Genomic DNA, 22,018 nt, shown 5'->3' on the forward strand with positions numbered 1-22,018 from the left:
GGTACTTGAGTGATGATGCCGAATAAACCGATGTATGCAAAAATGAAAGTATTGCCAATGTGTATTGCATCGGCGATGGCGGTCAGTGCTGCATGCGTAGAAAACGCGCATGCAGAGCAAGTATTTAATACTGCCTTTTTAACTGATGGTTTGTCGAATGCGCAAATTGCAGACTTGACCAAATTACAAAGTTCACCACAACAATTACCAGGCGTTTATCGGGTTGAGATTTATGCCAATGATGAATATGTGGTTACTCGTGATATTCAGTTTGTGGAAAAACAAAATACTGCAGATGCAACAGGGTTAATGCCTTGTTTAGACCTTAAACTATTAGAAAGTTTTGGGGTAAATATGGCGGCTTATCCTGAGCTATTGGCATCGTCAAATCCACAATGTTTAGACATCAGTCAATTGATCAATGGTGCAAATAGTCGCTTTCAGTTTAGTAAGCAAAAACTCTATATTGATTTACCACAAATCTCGTTAAAAAATCAGGTGCGCGGATATATTCCACCAGAACAATGGGATGAAGGCATTAATGCGATGTTTTTAAATTACCGGATGTCAGGATATAACAACTCTGGTTCAGTTACCGCAGGAAATGGTCTATATATCAGTGTAGACAGTGGCATGAATTTAGGTTCATGGCAATTACGTCATTCTGGCAGTTTTAATTACAGTTCTAATAATAACTTGAGTACGCATGAGTGGACCAATCTCAATACTTATGTGCAAAAAACACTGATTCCAATCAAAAGCCAACTTAGAATTGGTGATGGTGCGAGCGAAGGCAGTATTTTTGATAGCTTCAGTTATCGTGGTGCCGAGTTATCTACTGCCGATGCCATGTATCCTGATAGCCAACAGGGTTATGCACCGAATGTGCGTGGGGTTGCTAAAACCAATGCCAAAGTTGTGATTCGACAAAATAATAATATTGTTTACCAAATCAATGTCGCTCCTGGTCCTTTCTTAATTCAGGACTTGAACCCTGCTTTTGGTAGTGGTGACTTACAGGTATCCATTGAAGAAAGTGATGGTTCAATCCAAAGTTACCTTGTGCCGTATTCAAGTTTACCGATTTTACAACGCGAAGGGCGTACACGTTATAGTGTTTTAGCGGGTGAATTCCGCAATGGTTCTCGTAACAACAGAGAAAATGAAAATGTTGTGCAAGCAACGGTTGTACATGGATTACCAAAAGGGCTTTCGATTTATGGCGGGACTCAACTGTCCTCGAACTATCAAAGCACTTTACTCGGCTTTGGCAGTAACATGGGGCAGTTTGGCGCTTTTTCTTTCGATTTAACGCATGCAAACAGTGAGTTGGTCGATGGTTCCAAGCACCGTGGTCAATCGATGCGTTTCCTCTACTCTAAATCTTTACTGCGCTCAGGAACAAGTTTTCAGCTTTTGGGTTATCGCTATTCAACGCGTGGCTTCTATACACTCAATGATGTCTTTTACGGGCAAATGAGTGAAAACTATAGTGAGGCTGAAACTCAGGACGGCAATTTGGCAAATGTAGGTATCATTGCCAATGGCTATGATCTGAACCATGCTAAAAAAGGTCGTTTGCAAGCCAACATTTCGCACTCAATGGGGCGTTATGGTTCACTTTACTTTGCAGCAAACCAGCAAAGTTATTGGGGAACTGCCAAAAAAGATGAATGGATACAGGCTGGCTACAATGGTGCATGGAATGGCATAAGCTATTCGCTCGGCGTCAGCCGCAACATGTTTTCACAACTGGACAAAGTAAATACACTTTATACCGCTAATGCATCTTTTCCGCTCGGTCGTCTGCGTTCTAAAGCGAATTTCCGTGATAACCCTTGGGCGAATACCTATGCAACAGTATCGACCACACAAAATTCAGATGGCAATAATTCTTATCAGACTGGAATTAGCGGCACTTTATTGAAAGACCGCAATTTGAGTTATAGCATTCGCCAAGGTTATGTCACTGAACAAGGTTCAGCAGGCGCCATTAATGTGGGCTATAACGGAACTTATGGCAATGTAGGTGCAGGTTATAGCTATGATGGAAACAATAATCGCTTTAGCTATAGTGCAAGTGGTGGCATGTTGCTGCATAAAGATGGATTGACCTTTGGTCAGATTCTTGGTGATACTAGTATTTTAGTCAAAGCTCCTGGTGCTAAAGGGGTCAAAGTTGAAAACTATAATGGGGTTAAAACCGATTGGCGTGGTTATGCAATCTTGCCGTATGCCTCTGAATATCGTTTAAATCGTGTGGCATTGGATTCAAACAGTTTTGATTCAAATTTAGAAATCAACAGCAATGTCAATAATGTTGTGCCAATTCGTGGTGCGATTAGTCGCGCAACATTTGATACCAGTATTGGTGTGCGTGCTTTAGTTGATATCAAATATCAAGGGCAACCGATCCCTTATGCCAGTAATGTGACGGTCACTGCGAGCAAAACCGTAGGTATGGCGGCAGAGTCAGGGCAAGTTTATATGACTGGCTTACCGCTTAAAGGTGTGCTTGAAGTAACTTGGGGCGACGCAAACGAACAAAAATGTGTTGCAGATTATGATATTAGCACTGCTGACTTAAGCCTTGCAGTACAACAGTTTGATGTTGAATGTAAGTAACAGGAGAATATTGATGAAAAACCAATTACTTGCTTCAACTCTATTAATTCTGACTGCGATGGATGTTTCAGCAGGCTGGTGGCGTGAAGAACACAACAAAAATTTATATGCGGACTTTGGTACCTATACGTTTACCGATCCTGCAAATAATGCAACAGGGATGACATTTGATTCAGTTCTGACAGTCAGTGTAAATGGTGATCCTTGGACGACCCATTGTGATAACGGTACGACGCTCACAGGTGCTTCTATTCCTATTTATATGACTGCCTACTACACAGGACCTCGAGTCATCATTGGCGGAAAAAGCTATATGCAAGTGAATGATTACTTACAAGCCTCTGTTCGATATACCTATAATGGGACCAATATTAATGTACCCGCTCAAAATTCACGCTTTGGTGTTCCATCTGAACGCTGTGGCACTGCTACACATACTGGAAATACACAATTTACAGTAACCATGAGAATTTCCAAGCCCTTTGTTGGATTTACGGATATTGACATTCCATTGGCTGACTTCTATGTCGGCGATAATGCTGCTCCGTATGGTTCTGCACTCATCAATGGTGCAAAACAAACTTTACATCTAAGAGGGCGAGTGATTGTCCCTCAAAACTGTATTATTAATGATGATGTTGAATCAATTGTTGATTTTGGAAATATTCCAACCTATAGCTTTAAAAATGCAGGTATAGGCAACAAAATTAATGGTATCCCGAAAGCCAATATGCCTTTGTCAGTGAAGTGCAATAATTTTATTAGTGATAATGCACCATTAACTGTACGAGTCCAAACGGACAGAGTTGGTGGACCTGCCAATGATATTATTGTGTCTAATAATCCTGATATTGGTTTTAAAATGTCAGACCAAAATGACAATGTACTGATTCCTAATAATATCAACAGTAAAATTCATTTCAACAATACCAATCCTGCCAATATCGTGGTGAAAGCATGGCCAGTCAGTGTCACTGGAAATCAACCTGCAGCTGGACCTTTTCAGGCACGTGGCTATTTCCGAATAGATTTTGACTAGGGGCTGATGATGAATATATTAAAGCAAAATCTTTATCGTACGGCTTGTCTGATTATGGTGAATATTGGTCTGTACAGTTATGCACACGCTGATTTGGGAACCTATAACTTTACTTTAAAAGGTAATGCGACAAATTCAACCTGTGGTGTTGAGGAGAGTCAGGCGCATAAAATAGTCGATATGGGATTAAATTCTACACGTCAACTCAAAACACCTGGAGATAAAGGTCCACGTGTCGCGATTCCATTTAATTTGGTTCAATGCCCTGCGGGAGCAGAAGTCAGGTTTACGTTTATGGGTGAACAGAACCCTGTGAATAATCAACTTTTGGCTTTAAGTAATCCTAATGCAACATCAACTGCACAGCACGTTGCGATCGAATTAACAGATTCTAATCGTAATCGGGTTCCAATTACTAAAACAAATAGATTTCCAAATGACGCTTCTAGTAAAAGTCGTCCTTTTTTAGTGGATGCGAATGGCAATGCCTCAGTAGTATTTTATGCCAATTATATTGCAACGGATGCGCCTGTAACGCCAGGTTTTGCCAATGCCTATGCTGAATTTTGGATAGACTATCAATAAAAAAAGCACAGTAAAATATTTGATTCTTCAATGTTTTTATAGGGCGCAATAAAACAGCATAGTCATCAAATCTTTTACTCACTCAGATAACTGATTTGGATCAACTTGCTCATTCAAAATAAGTTGATCTTTTGCTATAAACATTTACACCTAGATTGACGATCTTGCTGATCGTCTATGAGAGAAAGTTTTGATCGATAACTAAATTCTAAAAGTTGTGAGATTAGACGTTATTGTAATTTTGATGAGTTTAAGATTTAGCATAACTACATTTAAAAAATTAATAAAATCATAATATTGAAATTTTTTAAAGGTAAGGCATCTCAGCGCTACTTGGTTAGTTTTGAATTGTCCATTTTGATCATGCTAAACGAAAACCAATCTGATGACCGAAACCAGTACCTGTATAGTTACAATTTTTTATCATTTTATGTTTTATAAGTGAATGAATCCTAGATAAGTTTACAATTTTAAATAATGAGTCCGACAAAATTTATGAAGATCGGGCATTACACTTTATTTAGTCATAAATTGATAAACTTTTTTGTGGAAAGTTCTTATGTTTTCAAACTATATCCATTCTTTTGCTTTATTTTTTTCCTTGCTCAATCCTTTTTTAATGAGCATCTATATGATTGGAATGATTAGACATACTGAAACGAAGGTGTTTAATAAAAGTTTAGCTCAAGGGGCATTGATTGCTTATGTGGTTTTTTTACTGTTCGCATGGGGTGGCGAAGCAATTTTTAGTTCTTATTTAAATGTTCGTTTTGAATCCTTTCAGATTTTTGGTGGACTGATTTTCTTGGTGATCGGCTATCGTTTTGTTTTCCAAGGTGCGGATACGATTGGAGAGATGAGAGGAACGCCAGCACATTTGGCAAGTACGATGGCGATGCCTTTCATGATTGGTCCAGGTACAATTAGTGCGGCTGTAGTCACTGGTGTCAGTATGTCTTTCGTTGAATCAGCTCTCTTGATTGCATTCACTTTATTTATCAGCTGTGGCATTTTAATGATTATGAAATTTGGTCATGATCATCTGCGCTATAGTCATGCCAAATATATTGATCGTTATTTTGATATTGTTGGGCGTTTATCCTCACTTTTAATAGGCACCATCGCAATTGATATGATTGCCAATGGAATCATTGGATTGATGAATAAATATTAAGGGCTGTACTATTTAAAATTTCACGTCAAATTATGCCGTTATGTTGTGAGTGTTTATAGACAGAATTGCTCAGTTAATTTATGTTAGCATAAGACAAGGTTAAATGGGTATATAGGAGGGGATGTAATGTCAATGCGTATCGACACTAACACATTGAATTATTACGTTCAAAATGCCCAAATTTCTTTGAGTGTTTTAAGAGCAAAAATTAATAATTTAGATCAGTTTTTAAGCGGAGAAAAGCAGCCTACTTTTAATCAGCTATCTGAAATAGCAAAAAAAATTAATGTTCCAACAGGTCTCTTATTACTGGATAAAACTATTGATATTGATATCAAGCGATTGGACTTCAGAACACTTGAGTCAGATTCAATCGATGAAGCAAGTGAAGAGTTAAGAGATACCATTTTAGAAATGGAAGTCAAACAAGAATTTCTGAAGAATGAAATTCTTGAAAATTTAGATTTTGTTGGTCAATTTTCTATTGATTCCAATTTTCAAGAGGTAGCTAGAAAAATACGTAATAAGCTAGAAATACCGTTGTTCTTTCAGAATCAAGCTGATAATCCATTAAATTATTTACGTGATAAGATTAATGATATAGGTGTATTTGTTTTTTTTAATGGTAAAGTAAAAGATAATACACACCGTCCTCTGAGCGTAAAAGAATTTCGAGGTTTTGTATTACTTGATCATAAAGCACCCATAATTTTTATTAATCAAAAAGACACTAAGAATGGTCAGCTTTTTACATTAGTACATGAGTTAGTGCATATTTTTGTGGGTACTGAAGAAATATTCAATATTGTTGATACTGGCGATTACCAGTTTGATCAAACAGAAGCATTTATAAATAAAGTAACTGCAGAAATCTTAGTTCCTCAAGAGATTTTCTTACAACTTAATTCAACCGATAGTAATTTTTTGGCTAGAAAATTTAAAGTCAGTGAATTTGTAATTGTTAGAAGGTTATTAGATTTAAATAAGATAACACGTGATGAATACTTGAGTCGGACTAGAGACCTAAAGGAAAACCTTGAACGTTTTTTACCAAGTGAATCTAATGGTGGAAGTTATACAAATAACATCAGATTTAGAGTTGATAATAAATTTTTCAAATATGTTATGAATGCAGTTAATCATGATCGTATTTCATATACGGATGCATTTAATATTATAGGTGTTGGTTTCAAAGGATATAAAATTTTGATGAATAGAGGTGGCAATGACTAAGTATTTATTGGACACTAATATTTATATCAACTTTTATGAAAGATATTATCTATTTGATTTTTTTCCAAGTTTTTGGGAGAAAATAAAAGTAATTATTAATTCACAAGTAGTACTCCCAGATATTGTGATTAATGAACATTATCAAGACGAAAGTTTTAAAAAATGGCTTGAAGAAAACTTTACAGGAGATTCATGTAAGTATAAAGATTATGCTGATTTATGGGGTGAAGTTATACAACATATTGCAACACATGATTGTTATAGTGAGAAAGCTTTAACAAATGATAAAAGTTGGGCACGTGAAAAAATAGCAGATGGATGGTTGGTCGCAATTGCAAAAAAGGATAATTTAGTGATTGTAACAAGTGAGACCAAGAATTTTAATTTAAACAAAAATCAGCCTACTCAAAATCCTAAAGTTCCTGATATTGCTAATGATCTTGGTATTCGCTGTATAGATATGAACACTTTTTTTAAAGAGATTGGTTTAAAAATTTAGAGATAATATTTCTATAATTCATTGAATTCTTTCTACAAATGATTTTAGATGCAATTCTTAGTTCTAATGATACTGCTTAAGATAGTGATCATGCTACAGCTCAAGCTGACATACAAGTGAGCGATCAAGTACAACGTTTGATTTCGGTCATGGAGTGAGAAGAGTATACTTTAGCTGGATTAATGCAATTCGTTGGTTTGAATCATCCAGCAACATTCCAAAAGAATTACTAAAATCCTGCGATGTTGGTGGGGCTGATTGCGAGCACTATTCTAAAAAAGCTGAAAAGTACGAAACAATGTTATAGGCTGAAAAATAATTTGAATTGTGGGTAACTTAAGAACTATTAACAATCAGTAAAATCTTTTTCAAATCTGATACAATATTGCCAATTTTTGATTTATCATTTTTCAGTTCAGGTACATATTTCTCAATGTGTACGTAACTGTGCACCTATTGTAGATTTTTTATGTTTAAAGAACAGTTGGCTACAGAAGTAGCAGCGCGTAGGACTTTCGCGATTATTTCCCACCCCGATGCTGGTAAAACCACAATGACAGAAAAACTGTTGTTATGGGGTAAAGCAATTCAGGTTGCAGGAATGGTAAAAAGCCGTAAATCAGACCGTGCTGCGACATCAGACTGGATGGAAATGGAAAAAGAACGTGGGATTTCGATTACCACGTCTGTGATGCAGTTTCCTTATAAAAAGCATGTGATTAACTTGCTGGATACCCCAGGACATGAAGACTTCTCGGAAGATACATACCGTACTTTAACTGCGGTTGACTCTGCATTGATGGTGATTGACGGTGCAAAAGGTGTCGAAGAACGTACCATTAAATTAATGGAAGTGTGTCGTATGCGCGACACACCGATTATTTCATTCGTCAACAAAATGGACCGTGAAATTCGTGAACCATTAGAACTACTTGATGAAATTGAAAATGTTCTCAAAATCCGTTGTGTGCCAATCACTTGGCCTTTGGGTATGGGGCGTGATTTTGCGGGTGTCTACAATATTCTCGAAGATAAGCTTTATCTTTATAAAGCTGGCTTTGGTTCAACCATTACAGATATTGAAATTCGTGATGGCTATGACTATCCAGATATTCGTGACAAAGTGGGTGATCTTGCTTTTGCTTCTTTTGAAGAGTCTTTAGAACTGGTCAAAATGGCGAATGATCCGCTTGATCCAGCAGAGTTTTTGGCAGGACGACAAACCCCTGTATTGTTTGGTACAGCTTTAGGAAACTTTGCCGTTGATCATGTGCTTGATGCATTTATTCAATGGGCACCTGAACCGAAAGCACATCCAACACATGAACGTACTGTTGAAGCAACAGAGGAAGGCTTCAGTGGTTTTGTTTTTAAAATTCAAGCCAATATGGATCCTAAGCATCGTGACCGAATTGCATTTATGCGAATCTGCTCTGGAAAATATGAGAAAGGTTTGAAAATGAATCATGTGCGTATTGGTAAAGATGTACGTATCAGTGATGCTTTAACCTTTCTTGCCGGTGAGCGTGAGCAACTTGAAGAGGCATGGCCAGGTGATATTATTGGTCTGCATAACCACGGTACGATTCAAATCGGTGATACCTTTACCTCAGGCGAAAACCTTCATTTCACGGGTATTCCGCACTTTGCACCAGAAATGTTCCGCCGTGTACGTTTAAAAGATCCATTAAAATCTAAACAGCTTCAAAAAGGTTTGAAAGAACTTTCTGAAGAAGGCGCAACACAAGTGTTTATGCCCCAAATCAATAATGATTTGATTGTAGGTGCTGTGGGAGTGCTTCAGTTTGATGTGGTTGCATATCGATTGAAAGAAGAATACAAAGTGGATTGTATTTATGAACCTGTGAATATCAATACCGTGCGTTGGGTTTCATGTGATGATGAAAAGAAATTCAATGAATTTAAGAAAAAAGCACATGACCAGCTTTCAGTTGATGGCGGTGGTCACTTAACTTATCTTGCACCTAGTCGTGTGAATCTACAGCTGATGCAAGAGCGTTATCCTGACATTCAGTTCCGTGCAACGCGCGAACATTAAGTTCAGCTAACTTATTGCAAAATGTAAAAACAGCTTCCTAGTGAAGCTGTTTTTGTATCAAAATACAATGCTTTTTGTCCAAAGGGATTTATGTGGTGCAATATTCAAAAAAAATAATCACGATGTTTTGTTTAAGTACCTTGATTTTGATGGCATGTGATTCAAAAAAAGATCAAGATAAAGACGGTTCAGTATTACAACCTAAACAAGAAGCCGCTGAAGTTTTACCTTATCTAAATATTCAAGAAACCAAAGCAGATTATGCTTTGCCGTTTTGTGAGAAAAAGAATTGCATCGAAATCGACATTCAAACGATTAAAACTCAAGATGCTTGGTTAAACCAATGGATTAGCAATAATCAGGCGACTGTGATTCAAGCGCAAATTGATTTAAAGCAGAACATGACTTTACAGCAAGCGATCAATGCTTTTGTCAAAAAATCAGATGCATGGCAAGAAGAGTTTCCGAAAAACAAAGCGTTTGAATTACACATGCAGACCCGAATGGCTTCACAACGTAATCAATATGTTTTACTGCAAGTTGCAGTCAATTCACTACAAGCGGATGTTAGTATTCAAGAACGTCAATACTTTTTCGTTGCAGACCGTAAGTTGAAAAAAAGTTTAAGTATTTTGGATGTCATTCAAGCAGATCAACAAAATCAACTGAATCGTTGGGTGCAAGAAAAATATGCAGCATGGTTAGAAAAGCAAAATACAGATGTGAAAAAACATGCGCCGAAAAAGCTGTATTGGGGGCAGGCAGATTGGTTCTTTGATGGAGAAGGCGTGGGCTTACATTATCGCGCCAATGAGATTGTAGAAGATGGCACTCAGTTAGATATTTATTTAAGCAAAGAACAAACCCAAAAAATACTAAAAGCTGAAGTATTTCAACGCATGTTTTAATATCGATGCAGTCAGTGCTGATCATCAACAATAGGATTCTACAGACTATTTGTTGAGATTGAATATTCTTTAAGAGGAACGATACATCGAGATTGTATGCTGTATTGATGATGAGTTTTGAACATTCAATCAGCAGGCTGATCATGATAATAACGCTTCAATTTTGATACAAATTTTGATTGAGGATTGAGACAGAGAAGAATAGGCTATCTTCTATAGAGATAGAAAAATCTTGGCTTGGATCGTTGGATAGGTTTGTGAAATGTTGAATCAAAAAAATACCTTAGCACTTTCAATTTTGTTAATCACCTTGGGATTAACAGCGTGTCAAAAACCAGACTCTAAAAAAGTAGAGTCAGCTGTCGATCAAACTGCTGCGTCTCAAGTTCCAGATACGTCACTGTTATTGCAAGGCGATCGAGCCAAATTAAAATTAAACTTACCTGAGTGTGATGGAAATACATGCCCTGAATTTTCAATTGAACGATTGCAAAGTAACCAGCCCTTTGTAGATAAAGTGATTGATCAAGCGATTTTGGATAATCTCGATAAAATGTTGGATATTGCACAGTTGAGTAAAAAAGTTGCGGATCAACAGCAAGCCAGTTCACAAGCTTCAGCCAGTGAAGTCAACACAGACAAGACTCCAACGCAACAATTACAGGATCGTGTTCAACCTTATACAAATTCATTCTTGGCATTGGATAAAGAACTTAAGACATTAGGTGCAAGTGGTCAGATCACAATTAGTTTAAGCCCTAAAATATTAAATTCTGACAAGCCTTTAGCCACTGTTGTATTAAATAGCAGTAGCTACTTAGGTGGTGCGCATGGATCATCTGCACAAACTTATTTTAATTTTGATTTGGTCAGTAAAAAGCAAGTCAACTTGAATCAAATCATAGAAGCAAATCAAAAAGCAAAATTTGAAAATCTCGCTCATGATGCTTTTAAAGTTTGGGTTATCGATTCAAAACTTGCTGATAATGTGAATGAGTATGAACAAGCGTGGAAATTTCAATTATCTGATAATTTCTATTTAGGTAAACAAGGTCTAATTTTGCAATATGGTGAATATGATATTGGACCATATGTGGTGGGCTTGCCACGCTTAACCATTCCTTATGATCAATTAAAAGGTATATTAAAACCGCAATATTTTCCTGCAGAAATGCAAGTCGATCAACCGAATAGTTCTGCGCCAGTGGCAGACAACAAAACGAAATCATAATGTCTTTGAGACTGTTTGATACCCATACCCATTTCGATGTTCCTGATTTTGATCAGGATCGAGAGGCGTTGGCGTACCAAGCAAAACTGGCTGGGGTTGAACATCTGGTTTTAATTGGTTTTTTACAGTCTCGTTTTCAAGATTTGATCCAAACTCAACATGCGCTAAACCAGTTAAAGAATGCACCCCGTAGCCATCTAGCGCCCGGGTTGCATCCTTTTTATATTGAGCAACATGATTTAACTCATCTCAATGCACTCGAACAGATTCTTCAAACAGAACAGTGTATTGCTGTTGGAGAGATTGGTTTAGATACCTTTCTCAAACAACATAAACAGCCTGAAATTTTGGACAAGCAAAAAGCATTCTTTTCAGCACAGATTGAACTGGCCCAACAATTTGATTTGCCGATTCTTTTACATATTCGTAAATCACATGCGGATGTACTTACGATGTTGAAGCAACACCAGTTTCAAAATGGCGGAATTGCTCATGCTTTCAGTGGCGGCGTAGAAGAGGCCAAGGCATTGATCAAATTAGGATTTAAAATTGGGGTTACAGGGCAAATTACTCAGCCAAATGCCAAAAAGCTCCATGCTGTGGTACAGGCAGTAGGAGCTGAGCACCTTGTTTTAGAAACAGACTGTCCAGATATGACGCCTTTGTGTTGTCAGACATCTACAGAGCATCGAACCCGCAATACACCCGTCAATTTACCCTATGTTTTGGCAGGCTTAGCTGAGTCTTTAGCGATAGAGCCTGGACCATTGGCAGATATTTTGTGGAACAACACTTTGACATGCTTGAGGATGGAAAAGGTTTGATCATAAGTTAAATTTGCCAAGGCTCGGTCTATATCCACTCAAAATATCTTGAGTAGATGGGGAGAGATCACTGGTCAATCGTTGTTGCATTTGATCGCATAAATTGAATAAAAATAACCAATTCACAACACCTAAAATAAATATTTGTCTTAGATTGAAAGAAGTACTCCAAGTAGCTCAATAAGAAATTAACGCCAAGCTGGAGGTTCACTCAATGGCAAAGTATGGTCGTATAAATAGTTTGAATTCGCTACAGAACTTAAATGTCGGGAATTCAACATATAAAATTTTTAGTTTGAAACAAGCCCAATTTGAATTAGGTGATCTTTCAAAACTACCGAAATCACTCAAAGTACTGTTGGAAAATTTACTGAGATTTGAAGATGATCTCACCGTAAAGCGAAGTGATATTCAGGCAATTGTAGATTGGCAGAAAGCGAAAACATCAGATCAAGAAATTCAGTATCGACCAGCACGGGTATTAATGCAGGATTTCACTGGTGTTCCTGCTGTTGTCGATTTAGCTGCAATGCGTGCTGCTGTTCAGGCGGCGCATAAAGATCCAAATATAATTAATCCTTTATCTCCTGTAGATTTGGTGATTGACCATTCGGTAATGGTGGATCATTTTGGAACAGACCAAGCCTTTGATGAGAATGTTGAAATTGAAATGCAACGTAATGGTGAGCGTTATCAATTTTTACGTTGGGGGCAGTCATCCTTTGATAATTTTAGTGTTGTTCCACCGGGTACCGGGATCTGCCATCAAGTTAATCTAGAGTATTTGGCGCAGGCTGTTTGGTTAGGTGACAGTGATAGTGAAAGCTATGCTTTTCCAGACACTTTGGTCGGGACTGACTCACATACCACCATGATCAATGGTTTGGGGGTATTGGGCTGGGGTGTTGGAGGCATCGAAGCTGAAGCAGCAATGTTGGGGCAACCGATTTCAATGCTGATTCCTGAAGTGATTGGTTTTAAATTAACAGGCAAGTTAAGAGAGGGAATCACAGCAACCGATTTGGTATTAACCATTACTCAAATGCTACGCAAAAAAGGCGTGGTTGGTAAATTTGTCGAATTTTACGGTGACGGTCTTGCAGATCTACCGCTTGCTGATCGAGCAACCATTGCCAATATGGCACCTGAATATGGAGCAACTTGTGGCTTTTTCCCCATTGATGAAATCACACTTGGCTATTTAAGATTAACAGGCCGACAAGATGATCGGATTGCACTGGTAGAAGCTTACTGTAAAGAACAAGGATTGTGGCGTAATACTGGAGATGAACCTGTATTTACCGATACTTTGGCATTGGACATGAATACAGTTGAAGCCAGTGTTGCAGGACCAAAACGTCCGCAGGATCGTGTCGTATTACCTGATATTCCAAAAACCTTTAGTGCATTGATGGAATTAGACCTTAAACCTGCCAAAATTGAGAAAGAACGCTTGGTGAATGAGGGTGGTGCTGGCACAGCCATTGATTCAAAACAATCTGCATTACAAAATGAAGAGCCGCATTGTGTCATTGATGGTAAACGTTATCCATTGACCGATGGTGATGTGGTGATTTCTGCAATTACGTCATGTACCAATACATCTAACCCAAGTGTAATGTTAGCAGCAGGCTTATTAGCCAAAAAGGCTATAGAGAAAGGCTTGCAACGTAAGCCGTGGGTTAAAAGTTCTTTAGCACCAGGCTCTAAAGTCGTGACGGATTATTTAGAGGCGGCAGGATTGCTGTCATATTTAGACCAGTTGGGCTATAACCTTGTGGGTTATGGTTGTACCACCTGTATTGGTAACTCAGGACCATTGCCTCAGCCGATCGAAGATGCAATTCAGTGTTATGACCTCAATGTGGCATCCGTGCTTTCAGGCAACCGAAACTTTGAAGGACGTGTGCATCCATTGGTGAAAACCAACTGGTTGGCTTCTCCACCATTGGTTGTAGCGTTTGGGCTATTGGGCACGATACGCAGTGATATTACCAGCACAGCATTAGGGCACGATCAACAAGGTCAACCAGTATATCTCAAAGATATTTGGCCGAGTCAAATCGAGATTGATGAGGTGCTGCAAAAAGTGAATACGCAGATGTTCCATAAAGAATATGCGGCAGTTTTTGATGGTGATGAAAAATGGCAAGCAATTCAGATTCCTGACTCTGAAACCTATGAATGGGATGAACAATCGACCTATATTCGTCATCCTCCATTCTTTGAAGGCATTGATCAACCCGCGAAACCAATTCAAGATATTCTCAATGCGAATATCTTGGCCGTTCTTGGTGACTCAGTCACTACAGACCATATTTCTCCTGCGGGGAATATCAAGAAAGACAGCCCAGCGGGGCGTTACCTAGAAGCGCAAGGTGTGGATCAAAAAGACTTCAATTCATATGGCTCACGTCGTGGTAATCATGAAGTTATGATGCGGGGAACATTCGCCAATATTCGTATTAAAAATGAAATGTTGAATGGTGAGGAAGGCGGCAACACACTGTATATCCCAACAGGTGAAAAATTGGCGATCTATGATGCTGCAATGAAATACCAACAGGATTCGACACCTTTGGTGATCATTGCAGGTAAGGAATATGGTACAGGTTCTTCACGAGACTGGGCAGCCAAAGGGACCAACCTTTTGGGAGTGAAAGCGGTAATTACCGAGAGTTTTGAACGGATTCATCGTTCAAATTTAGTCGGTATGGGGGTACTTCCTTTACAGTTTGTGGATGGGCAAACCCGTCAGTCGTTAAATTTAACAGGTCATGAGCAACTGTCGATTTATGGCTTATCGGATGATATACAACCGCATCAAACCTTAGATGTGGAAGTTAAACGTGCAGATGGTTCAAAAGATCGTTTCAAAGTGTTATGCCGTATTGATACCTTGAATGAAGTGGAATACTTTAAAGCAGGTGGTATCTTGCATTATGTGTTACGAAACTTAATTGCTTCCTAGTTGAACGTTTCCACATAATTTTTCAGTTCTCCAAGCCCTGTATACGGTACAGGGCTTTTTTTATTGCATCTAGGCAAGACACATTGTCGAGAAATGAGTAAAATAATGCGGTATTTTTGAGTTGATGCTGAACATGACTGACCATTCTACTGATGATGAATATGAACGCCGTTTTGCTGGTGTTGCCAAGATTTATGGAGACGATGCGTTTAGTCATTATGAAAAAAGTCATGTGATGGTGATTGGCATAGGTGGGGTTGGTTCATGGGCTGTGGAAGCCTTAGCCAGAACGGGTGTTGGAGAGCTAACACTGGTCGATATGGATTCAGTCGCTGCTTCAAATATCAACCGCCAATTGCCCGCGATGAGTTCAACTTTAGGGATGGAAAAGATTGAAGTCATGGCTGAACGTTGCCGTTCGATCAATCCACGAATCAAGATCAATTTGATAGATGATTATCTCAGCCCTGAAAATGTCAAAGAAATTTTAGAAAAGACTCCTGATATTATTTTAGACTGCATCGATGATGTAAAAGCAAAATTTGCGCTGATGTTGCATTGTCGTTTTAATAAAATTCCCCTGATTGTTTCAGGTGGGGCAGGTGGTAAGTTAGACCCTTTAAAAATCCGTGTTGCTGACTTATCTAAAACAGAACAAGATCCTATGCTTGCAAAATTACGTAGTCAGTTACGTGCCAAAGGTATTTGTAAAAAGCCAAAAGAAAAGTTCGGTATTACATGTGTTTATTCGATAGATAATCCATTTTCCAGTGCAGATGTATGTGCAAGTGCAGGTTTGCGCTGTGGTGGTTATGGCTCGGCTGTAGTGGTAACTTCTAGTTTTGCGATGGTTGCTGTTGCAGAAGTATTAAAAAAATTGGATCGTATTCGACCAATAAAGTAATTACGTGAGTTTGATAAAAATTCTTGATGAAAGATTATATCGTTAAACTGGCTGATTATTCATACAAGTGATTTCGATGATTCATTTATTTCGCCCTTTTGAATCATCGATGGTCTTGCTATCGAGAGGCGACATGGATGTCGCCGTTGGGTGGAGGTTCAGGACGTACCTCTCACCCAACGAAAGATTTTTGTCACTTTTCATCTCTGAAAAGTGAGGCATTGCCTACGCAAAAGAATTTAAACTTTAGAAGTAAAGCGTGGCAGTGCAAGCTTTAGATCATCAAACAATCTATTGATTGCTTTCATTTTATTGATCAAGAGAAATGAAATGCTCTTGATAGTTGCGCTTGCGGAGCTCCGCTCCTCATCCTAAAATTGCATGAAAACTCAGCAAGACTCCGCAGATATTTATGATTTTTCAATTGTTTGAAGATTTGATTGCATCGAACTCAGGTTAATTGTTAATTTTGCTTCATTATTGCTTGAGCACATTTAAAAACGAGATGAATTGAGTTAAATTAACCTGATTCATAAGCAATAATAGAGAATAATCAAAATGAGCATTTTTAAGAAACTATTTGGCAATAAACAACAAGCGATACAAAATAATCAAAACCGTTATGTTGAATTTTGGCAATGGTTTCAGCAACATCAACAGCATTTTCATCGAATTGTCGATGAGATGAATCGAGACACGATTGAACAAGATTTTTTTGATCGATTATCGCCTGAATTAGCCAAAGTACATGCTGGGATTTTTTTTCTTACCGGAATGTCTGATCCAGAAACTGCTGAGTTGATACTGACGCCAGATGGAGTGATTGCTAATATTATATTTGTTGAGGAACTGGTGGCTACTGCACCAGAAATTGCGGGCTGGAAATTTACCGCATTGAAACCCGCAAGTGACATTCATCAAACCAGTATTGCGATGCATGGACATGAATTTAGTCAAGACACCTTATCTTTTTATTTAAGAGATCTTGCAGAATATCCAGATGAAATTGATTTAGTCGTTGTGCATGATCAATATAATGAAGCGCAAAAAGGTGAATTTTTACAAGCAGTTTATATTTTCTTAGATAATTATTTGGGTGAATACGATGCAATCACCAAACTGGATCAGGTGTCTGTCCAGTCGAAACAAGATGCTGAAAAAGAATTGATGCCTATCGGCAATTTAAAAAATATTTTAATTTTAAAAAACAGTGAAATCTCGCGTTTAGATAAAGTCACACGTTCCAATACAGATGAGGATGAATATATTAGCCTGCAAGGAGAAACGAATGAGGGTTTGCCACTCATTGCAGTTCTAAACAGTACTTTGCTGGATTGGGATCAAAAAGCTTCTCATCCGTGGATGATGATCGTAGAGGTACCTTATGATGGTCAAAATTCGAATGGTATGCCACCAGCCCAAGTCTATGAGCAACTTGAAAATATAGAACAAGCACTATTGGCTGAGCTAAAAGATGTCGATGGTTATTTAAATATTGGTCGTGAAACAGGCGATCATTTAAGAAGCATGTATTTCGCTTGTAAGGATTTTAGAAAACCGTCCAAAGTGATTGATCAAATTATTGAAAAGTATCACAAAGACTTCGACATCGATGTGAGTATTTTTAAAGATAAGTATTGGCGTAGTCTGAATAAATTTGGTCGATAAATTAAATATTGATGCGCTGAAATACTGATGACAGCGGTTTCGGGGTTAATCTATAAAATATGGATGTTGAATAACCATGTTTAGATGGGTAAATCATTTACAATTTAATCTTGGTCAGATCATACTGTTCATCTTGGTGATCGTGGGTATAGGGTACGGTTGTTATGCAACTGTTCTCCACTTTCAAGCAGCCAGCCAGTTGAATGAAGCGCGTAAAGCAATGGATGATATAAGGCTAGTGCTGATTTGGTCAGTCAAGCAGCAGCCGAATGCTGTGGTAAAAACATGTAATTTTAACAATATACAACATGTGATCAAGCAAGATGAATTGAAGAGAATGAATCAACTACTCAATTGGAATCTAAATATTGTGCAGCAAACACAATATGTTGAGCATATAAAAGTGTATGCAATGAATGATTTACACACATGTATGATTAAAGCCTATTTTAAAAATAATCATTTTGTGAGTGAAGACCTTGCTGGCAAGTATATTGCCTATCAATATGATCTAAAAAATAATAAAACAGAATGTTTGACTGATATAGAAAAGTATTCTTTAGTGAAATCCTGTACACGTTTATAGGATAACATGCCCAGTACATATTGATATGAATACATATCAAAGTTGTTTGTAAATCAAATCATGTCTGTTTTGATGGATGGTCTACTCATCGATGGTTGAATTTGAATAAGGATTTATCAGTATTCACAAACGATAAGCACTTGAGTTGCTACTTTAATAACGATGGTCAGTTTAGTCTTGTAAATAAATAAACGCTGATGGTTCGACTGCTTGCCCTGTTTGTGCAGAGATAAAACGATCAAAGCAACTCAATAAAAGAAAAATGCCAACGATACTGATAAAAATCAGGATTTGCTTAGAAATACTCATCGTTTTTCTGCCTAGATACTTTACTTAAATTCAGTCTAGTGATGTTTTAAAATCTAATCTAATATAGAAAAAAGCATGATTGATCTAATTTTGAGATGAATATGGCAACACTCAAGCAATTTAATTATTTGATTAGAATCGTTGAAGAAGGCGGGTTTATTGCGGCAGCAGAAAAATTATTTATCGCTCAGTCAGCATTAAGTCGGCAGATCAAACTATTAGAAGAGGAAATTGGATTTGAAATTTTTGATCGCAGTGACAAAAAAATAAAATTGACCAAAGCTGGGCAGTTTTTCTATTTGCAAGTGAAAAACAATTTGTTAAACCTCAATCATATTATTGAAAATGCAAGAGAAATCTCAAGTGGTCTACACCGTTTAATTAAAGTCGCACACTCAAGCACCATCAGCATGAGTTTAGAAAAAGTTCAGTTATTTGATCAAGTCGCTAAACAACAAAGTATTAATTTTGAAATCAATAATTTATCTTCTGAGGATCAGGTCCTTGAATTATTGAAAGGCAATATTGATATTGGGTTTTTTCGCCCACCGATTCTAAATAGTATGGATGGATTAAGCGCTGTTCAATTATATGATGAACCTCTATATGTTGCTGTTCATCAAGATCATCATTTAGCAAAAGCAACTACGGTCAAAATTCAACAATTAGAAGATGAAGACTTTGTGTCAACACATCATGCAGAACGTGGTGGGCTGAGTTATTTGGTGTCTAATATTTGTTTAAGTGCTGGTTTTGCACCTAAAAAAGCCCGAGTTCAATCTCGAAAGGTTTCGCAATTGCAATTGGTTGCTGCAAATATAGGGATTTGTATCGTTCCTGCTGAATTCAAAAATATAGTGCCTGAGCAAGTCAGGTTGATTGCTTTGGATATTGAACAGGCTTCCTCTGATGTTTTTATGGCATGGAACAGTCATGCTGATGATGCAGTGGTGAAATGCGCCAAAGAATTAGTCAAATGCTTTCAACAGTGAGCATTGATAAACGATGTACTTGAACAGCACATCGTTTAATATAGACTTAATTTTTGATGATTGTGATTAGTTGAATTATACGGATTGCTCTCGAATATAGTCTTCAGTTCGTTTCATTGCTTCTTTAATATTGACAATAGCATGTTCAACATCAGCAAATGTTTTGGCATTGCCACCACTTAGAGCTTGACGCCATTTACGAGCACCTGGCAGGTTTTGAAATAACCCGAGAATGTGACGGGTAATAATTGACAACGGTGCACCTTCTTGCATCCGTTTGGCAATGTAAGGCAACATTTGATCCATAATTTCAAAGCGATCAGGCAAATCTAAATTCCAAAGCTGCCCCAACTCTGCTAATAGATATGGATTATGATAAGCTTCACGACCAATCATGACCCCATCGACATGTTTTAAATGTTCTTGAGTTTCAGCAAAGGTTTTAACCCCACCATTGATTTCGATCAGCAACTCAGGACGATCTTGTTTTAAGCGATATACATCTTCGTAACGGAGTGGGGGAATGTCTCGATTTTCTTTTGGAGATAAGCCTTGCAGTAATGCAATACGTGCATGCACAATAAAGTTATTGCATCCAGTTTTTGCTACAGTATCGACAAAATTTAGCATTTCTTCATAAGATTGCATGTCATCAATCCCGATTCGATGTTTTACCGTGACGGGTATATCAACTGCATTACGCATTTCAGCGATACACTCTGCGACTAAATCTGGTTCAGCCATCAGGCAGGCGCCAATTTTGTTATTTTGCACGCGGTCGCTTGGACAGCCCACATTTAAATTGATTTCATCATAGCCCCAGTCTTGCGCCATTTTACTACAGGTGGCGAGTTCTTTTGGGTTTGAGCCACCGAGCTGTAGAACAATTGGATGTTCTTCATGGTTATAGTCCAAATGACGATTTGCCCCACCATAGATAATGGCACCTGTGGTGACCATTTCTGTATACAGAATAATGTTTGGATTAAACAAACGTGCAAAAAAACGATAGTCACGAGTTGTCCAATCCATCATAGGTGCAACGGATATACGCGGAAGCGTTGATATATCTACGTTTTGTTTTAAATCATTCATTTAAATACCTATTTTGGATTGTAACTTTTATGTGGTTTCTGCATCTTTTCTGTATATTTTGTATTTAATTGCAACTATATTACAACTAAATAATCTCATTTAAAAAATGGTTGCAATATGGGGCGAATTGTTACTTTAAATTCGAAAACAAAAGGCACACGATATAAAGCAATAATACAGATTCGTAGGAAAGATGCTGAATATTTTGATTGTGAAACATTCAGCACGAAAGCACTAGCAAAAGCTTGGTTGAAAAAACAAGAGGACAAATTAGAAAAGAATCCTGAGCTATTGTCAACTTTTCTAAATGTTTCACCCTCAATGACTCTCGGTACAGCAATTAAAAAATATCTTGAAGAAGTTAAAGATTTTGGAAGATCAAAGGCTTTTACATTAAATCAAATACAGTTTTTTGATATAGCTGAAATATGTGTTACTGAGCTAAAGCGCTCAGATTATGGTGAGCATGCACGTAGACGAGCTGCAGGTTATGAAAACCAAAACTATCAACTAAAACCAGTTAAACCAGCAACCATAAATTTTGATCTTCAATGTATTAAATCCGTCCTTGATTATGCCGAACTTGTATGGGGACTGGAGATCAATTTAGTTGAGTTTGAAAAAGCGATTAAGGGCTTACGAAAGGCTCGTATTGTAGGAGATTCAGAAGAACGTGCTCGCTTAATCTCAAGTGAAGAATTACAGCAGGTGACAACTTTGAGTTATTATGAGTTTAATTTTGGAAGTAGATATGTAGGCGCACCAATGTATTTGTTGATTTGGTTGTGCATCTATACTGGCCGTAGATTAAATGAATTGGTCCGATTAAAAATTTCTAATTATGATCGAGAAAATAAGAAATGGTTTATCGAGGGAATTAAGCATCCTAATGGTTCTAAAGGAAATGATAAATGGTTCGTTGTTTCTAATCAGGCTGATAAAATAATAGAAATATTGCTTGATACTAGAATAAGGAAGAAAATGCTCTGCCGTGGAGGTGATTCACAGTTTCTTGTACCATTTACAACTCATGCCATTGACAAAAATTGGAGAAGAATAAGAGACTTGCTGGAAATTGAAGATTTACATTTTCATGATTTTAGGCATGAAGCAGCTACTCGGTTAGCAGAACAAGGACTAACAATACCACAAATTCAACAGTATACTTTGCATGATGATTGGAATAGTTTAAAGCGTTATGTGAATTTAGATATTATTAGAACGACTGTTTTGAATTATGATGAAGCAATAAATATTTCAAGAAATTCAAATATTTGCCAGATTTATGATAAAAAAATCAATAACTTGACTTAGAA

18 protein-coding genes and 1 pseudogene are annotated in these 22,018 nt (G+C 37.6%); 17 read left to right on the top strand and 2 right to left on the bottom strand.

What is annotated here, in order from left to right:
- Positions 1 to 12: 12 nt before the first annotated feature.
- From AAV97_RS18170 to AAV97_RS18235, 15 genes and pseudogenes are all read left to right on the top strand, one after another.
- A complete protein-coding gene (locus AAV97_RS18170) occupies positions 13 to 2,625 on the top strand; it encodes an outer membrane usher protein (protein WP_009585737.1) in 2,613 nt (870 codons plus the stop codon).
- A 13-nt stretch (positions 2,626 to 2,638) separates the two neighbouring features.
- Positions 2,639 to 3,664 carry a fimbrial protein gene (locus AAV97_RS18175; protein ID WP_009585696.1) on the top strand — a complete coding sequence of 342 codons (1,026 nt, stop codon included), beginning with the start codon at positions 2,639 to 2,641 and terminating at the stop codon, positions 3,662 to 3,664.
- Positions 3,665 to 3,673: 9 nt separating this feature from the next.
- Positions 3,674 to 4,249, top strand: coding sequence for a fimbrial protein (locus AAV97_RS18180; protein WP_046761326.1), 576 nt, complete (start codon positions 3,674 to 3,676; stop codon positions 4,247 to 4,249).
- A 559-nt stretch (positions 4,250 to 4,808) separates the two neighbouring features.
- On the top strand, positions 4,809 to 5,423 hold the full coding sequence (locus tag AAV97_RS18185) for a MarC family protein (protein WP_046761327.1): 615 nt from the start codon (positions 4,809 to 4,811) through the stop codon (positions 5,421 to 5,423).
- 126 nt (positions 5,424 to 5,549) lie between these two features.
- A complete protein-coding gene (locus AAV97_RS18190; protein WP_046761328.1) occupies positions 5,550 to 6,656 on the top strand; it encodes an ImmA/IrrE family metallo-endopeptidase in 1,107 nt (368 codons plus the stop codon).
- Positions 6,649 to 7,155, top strand: a complete 507-nt coding sequence (locus tag AAV97_RS18195; protein ID WP_046761329.1) for a DUF4411 family protein — start codon at positions 6,649 to 6,651, stop codon at positions 7,153 to 7,155. The genes AAV97_RS18190 and AAV97_RS18195 overlap by 8 nt, the downstream gene beginning before the upstream one ends.
- Positions 7,156 to 7,172: 17 nt before the next feature.
- Positions 7,173 to 7,490 (top strand): annotated as a pseudogene (locus tag AAV97_RS20995) (Fic family protein); the annotation flags it as partial.
- Between the two features lie 134 nt (positions 7,491 to 7,624).
- A complete protein-coding gene (locus tag AAV97_RS18200) occupies positions 7,625 to 9,214 on the top strand; it encodes a peptide chain release factor 3 (RefSeq protein ID WP_004827642.1) in 1,590 nt (529 codons plus the stop codon).
- 122 nt (positions 9,215 to 9,336) lie between these two features.
- Positions 9,337 to 10,122 (top strand): hypothetical protein, encoded by a 786-nt coding sequence (locus AAV97_RS18205; RefSeq protein ID WP_010591060.1) that lies wholly within the window; start codon positions 9,337 to 9,339, stop codon positions 10,120 to 10,122.
- Positions 10,123 to 10,384: 262 nt separating this feature from the next.
- A complete protein-coding gene (locus AAV97_RS18210) occupies positions 10,385 to 11,353 on the top strand; it encodes an RsiV family protein (RefSeq protein WP_046761330.1) in 969 nt (322 codons plus the stop codon).
- Positions 11,353 to 12,177: a TatD family hydrolase gene (locus AAV97_RS18215; protein WP_042086141.1), complete on the top strand. Its 825-nt coding sequence runs from the start codon at positions 11,353 to 11,355 to the stop codon at positions 12,175 to 12,177. Before AAV97_RS18210 ends, AAV97_RS18215 begins: the two co-directional genes overlap by 1 nt.
- Before the next feature lie 214 nt (positions 12,178 to 12,391).
- On the top strand, positions 12,392 to 15,148 hold the full coding sequence (acnA, locus tag AAV97_RS18220; RefSeq protein ID WP_046761331.1) for an aconitate hydratase AcnA: 2,757 nt from the start codon (positions 12,392 to 12,394) through the stop codon (positions 15,146 to 15,148).
- A gap of 133 nt (positions 15,149 to 15,281) precedes the next feature.
- Entirely contained in the window at positions 15,282 to 16,052 is a 771-nt protein-coding gene (locus AAV97_RS18225) for a ThiF family adenylyltransferase (protein WP_046761446.1), read from the top strand.
- Between the two features lie 558 nt (positions 16,053 to 16,610).
- Positions 16,611 to 17,720, top strand: a complete 1,110-nt coding sequence (locus AAV97_RS18230; RefSeq protein ID WP_046761332.1) for a DUF695 domain-containing protein — start codon at positions 16,611 to 16,613, stop codon at positions 17,718 to 17,720.
- A 76-nt stretch (positions 17,721 to 17,796) separates the two neighbouring features.
- Positions 17,797 to 18,306, top strand: a complete 510-nt coding sequence (locus tag AAV97_RS18235) for a hypothetical protein (protein WP_046761333.1) — start codon at positions 17,797 to 17,799, stop codon at positions 18,304 to 18,306.
- A 171-nt stretch (positions 18,307 to 18,477) separates the two neighbouring features.
- Here AAV97_RS18235 and AAV97_RS21260 read toward each other — a convergent pair whose 3' ends face one another.
- Positions 18,478 to 18,615, bottom strand: coding sequence for a hypothetical protein (locus AAV97_RS21260; protein WP_004827656.1), 138 nt, complete (start codon positions 18,613 to 18,615; stop codon positions 18,478 to 18,480).
- 101 nt (positions 18,616 to 18,716) lie between these two features.
- On the opposite strand from AAV97_RS21260, the gene AAV97_RS18240 reads away from it, so the two are divergent.
- Complete coding sequence (locus tag AAV97_RS18240) at positions 18,717 to 19,607, top strand: LysR family transcriptional regulator (protein WP_046761334.1); 891 nt, start codon at positions 18,717 to 18,719, stop codon at positions 19,605 to 19,607.
- Between the two features lie 75 nt (positions 19,608 to 19,682).
- On the opposite strand, the gene dusA is transcribed toward AAV97_RS18240, so the two are convergent.
- Entirely contained in the window at positions 19,683 to 20,702 is a 1,020-nt protein-coding gene (gene dusA, locus AAV97_RS18245) for a tRNA dihydrouridine(20/20a) synthase DusA (RefSeq protein WP_046761335.1), read from the bottom strand.
- Between the two features lie 117 nt (positions 20,703 to 20,819).
- Here dusA and AAV97_RS18250 point away from each other — a divergent pair, with 117 nt between their 5' ends.
- Positions 20,820 to 22,016, top strand: a complete 1,197-nt coding sequence (locus tag AAV97_RS18250; protein ID WP_046761336.1) for a tyrosine-type recombinase/integrase — start codon at positions 20,820 to 20,822, stop codon at positions 22,014 to 22,016.
- The last annotated feature ends 2 nt before the right edge of the window (positions 22,017 to 22,018 follow it).

Source organism: Acinetobacter sp. Ag2, from assembly GCF_001005515.1.
GTDB lineage: Bacteria > Pseudomonadota > Gammaproteobacteria > Pseudomonadales > Moraxellaceae > Acinetobacter > Acinetobacter bereziniae.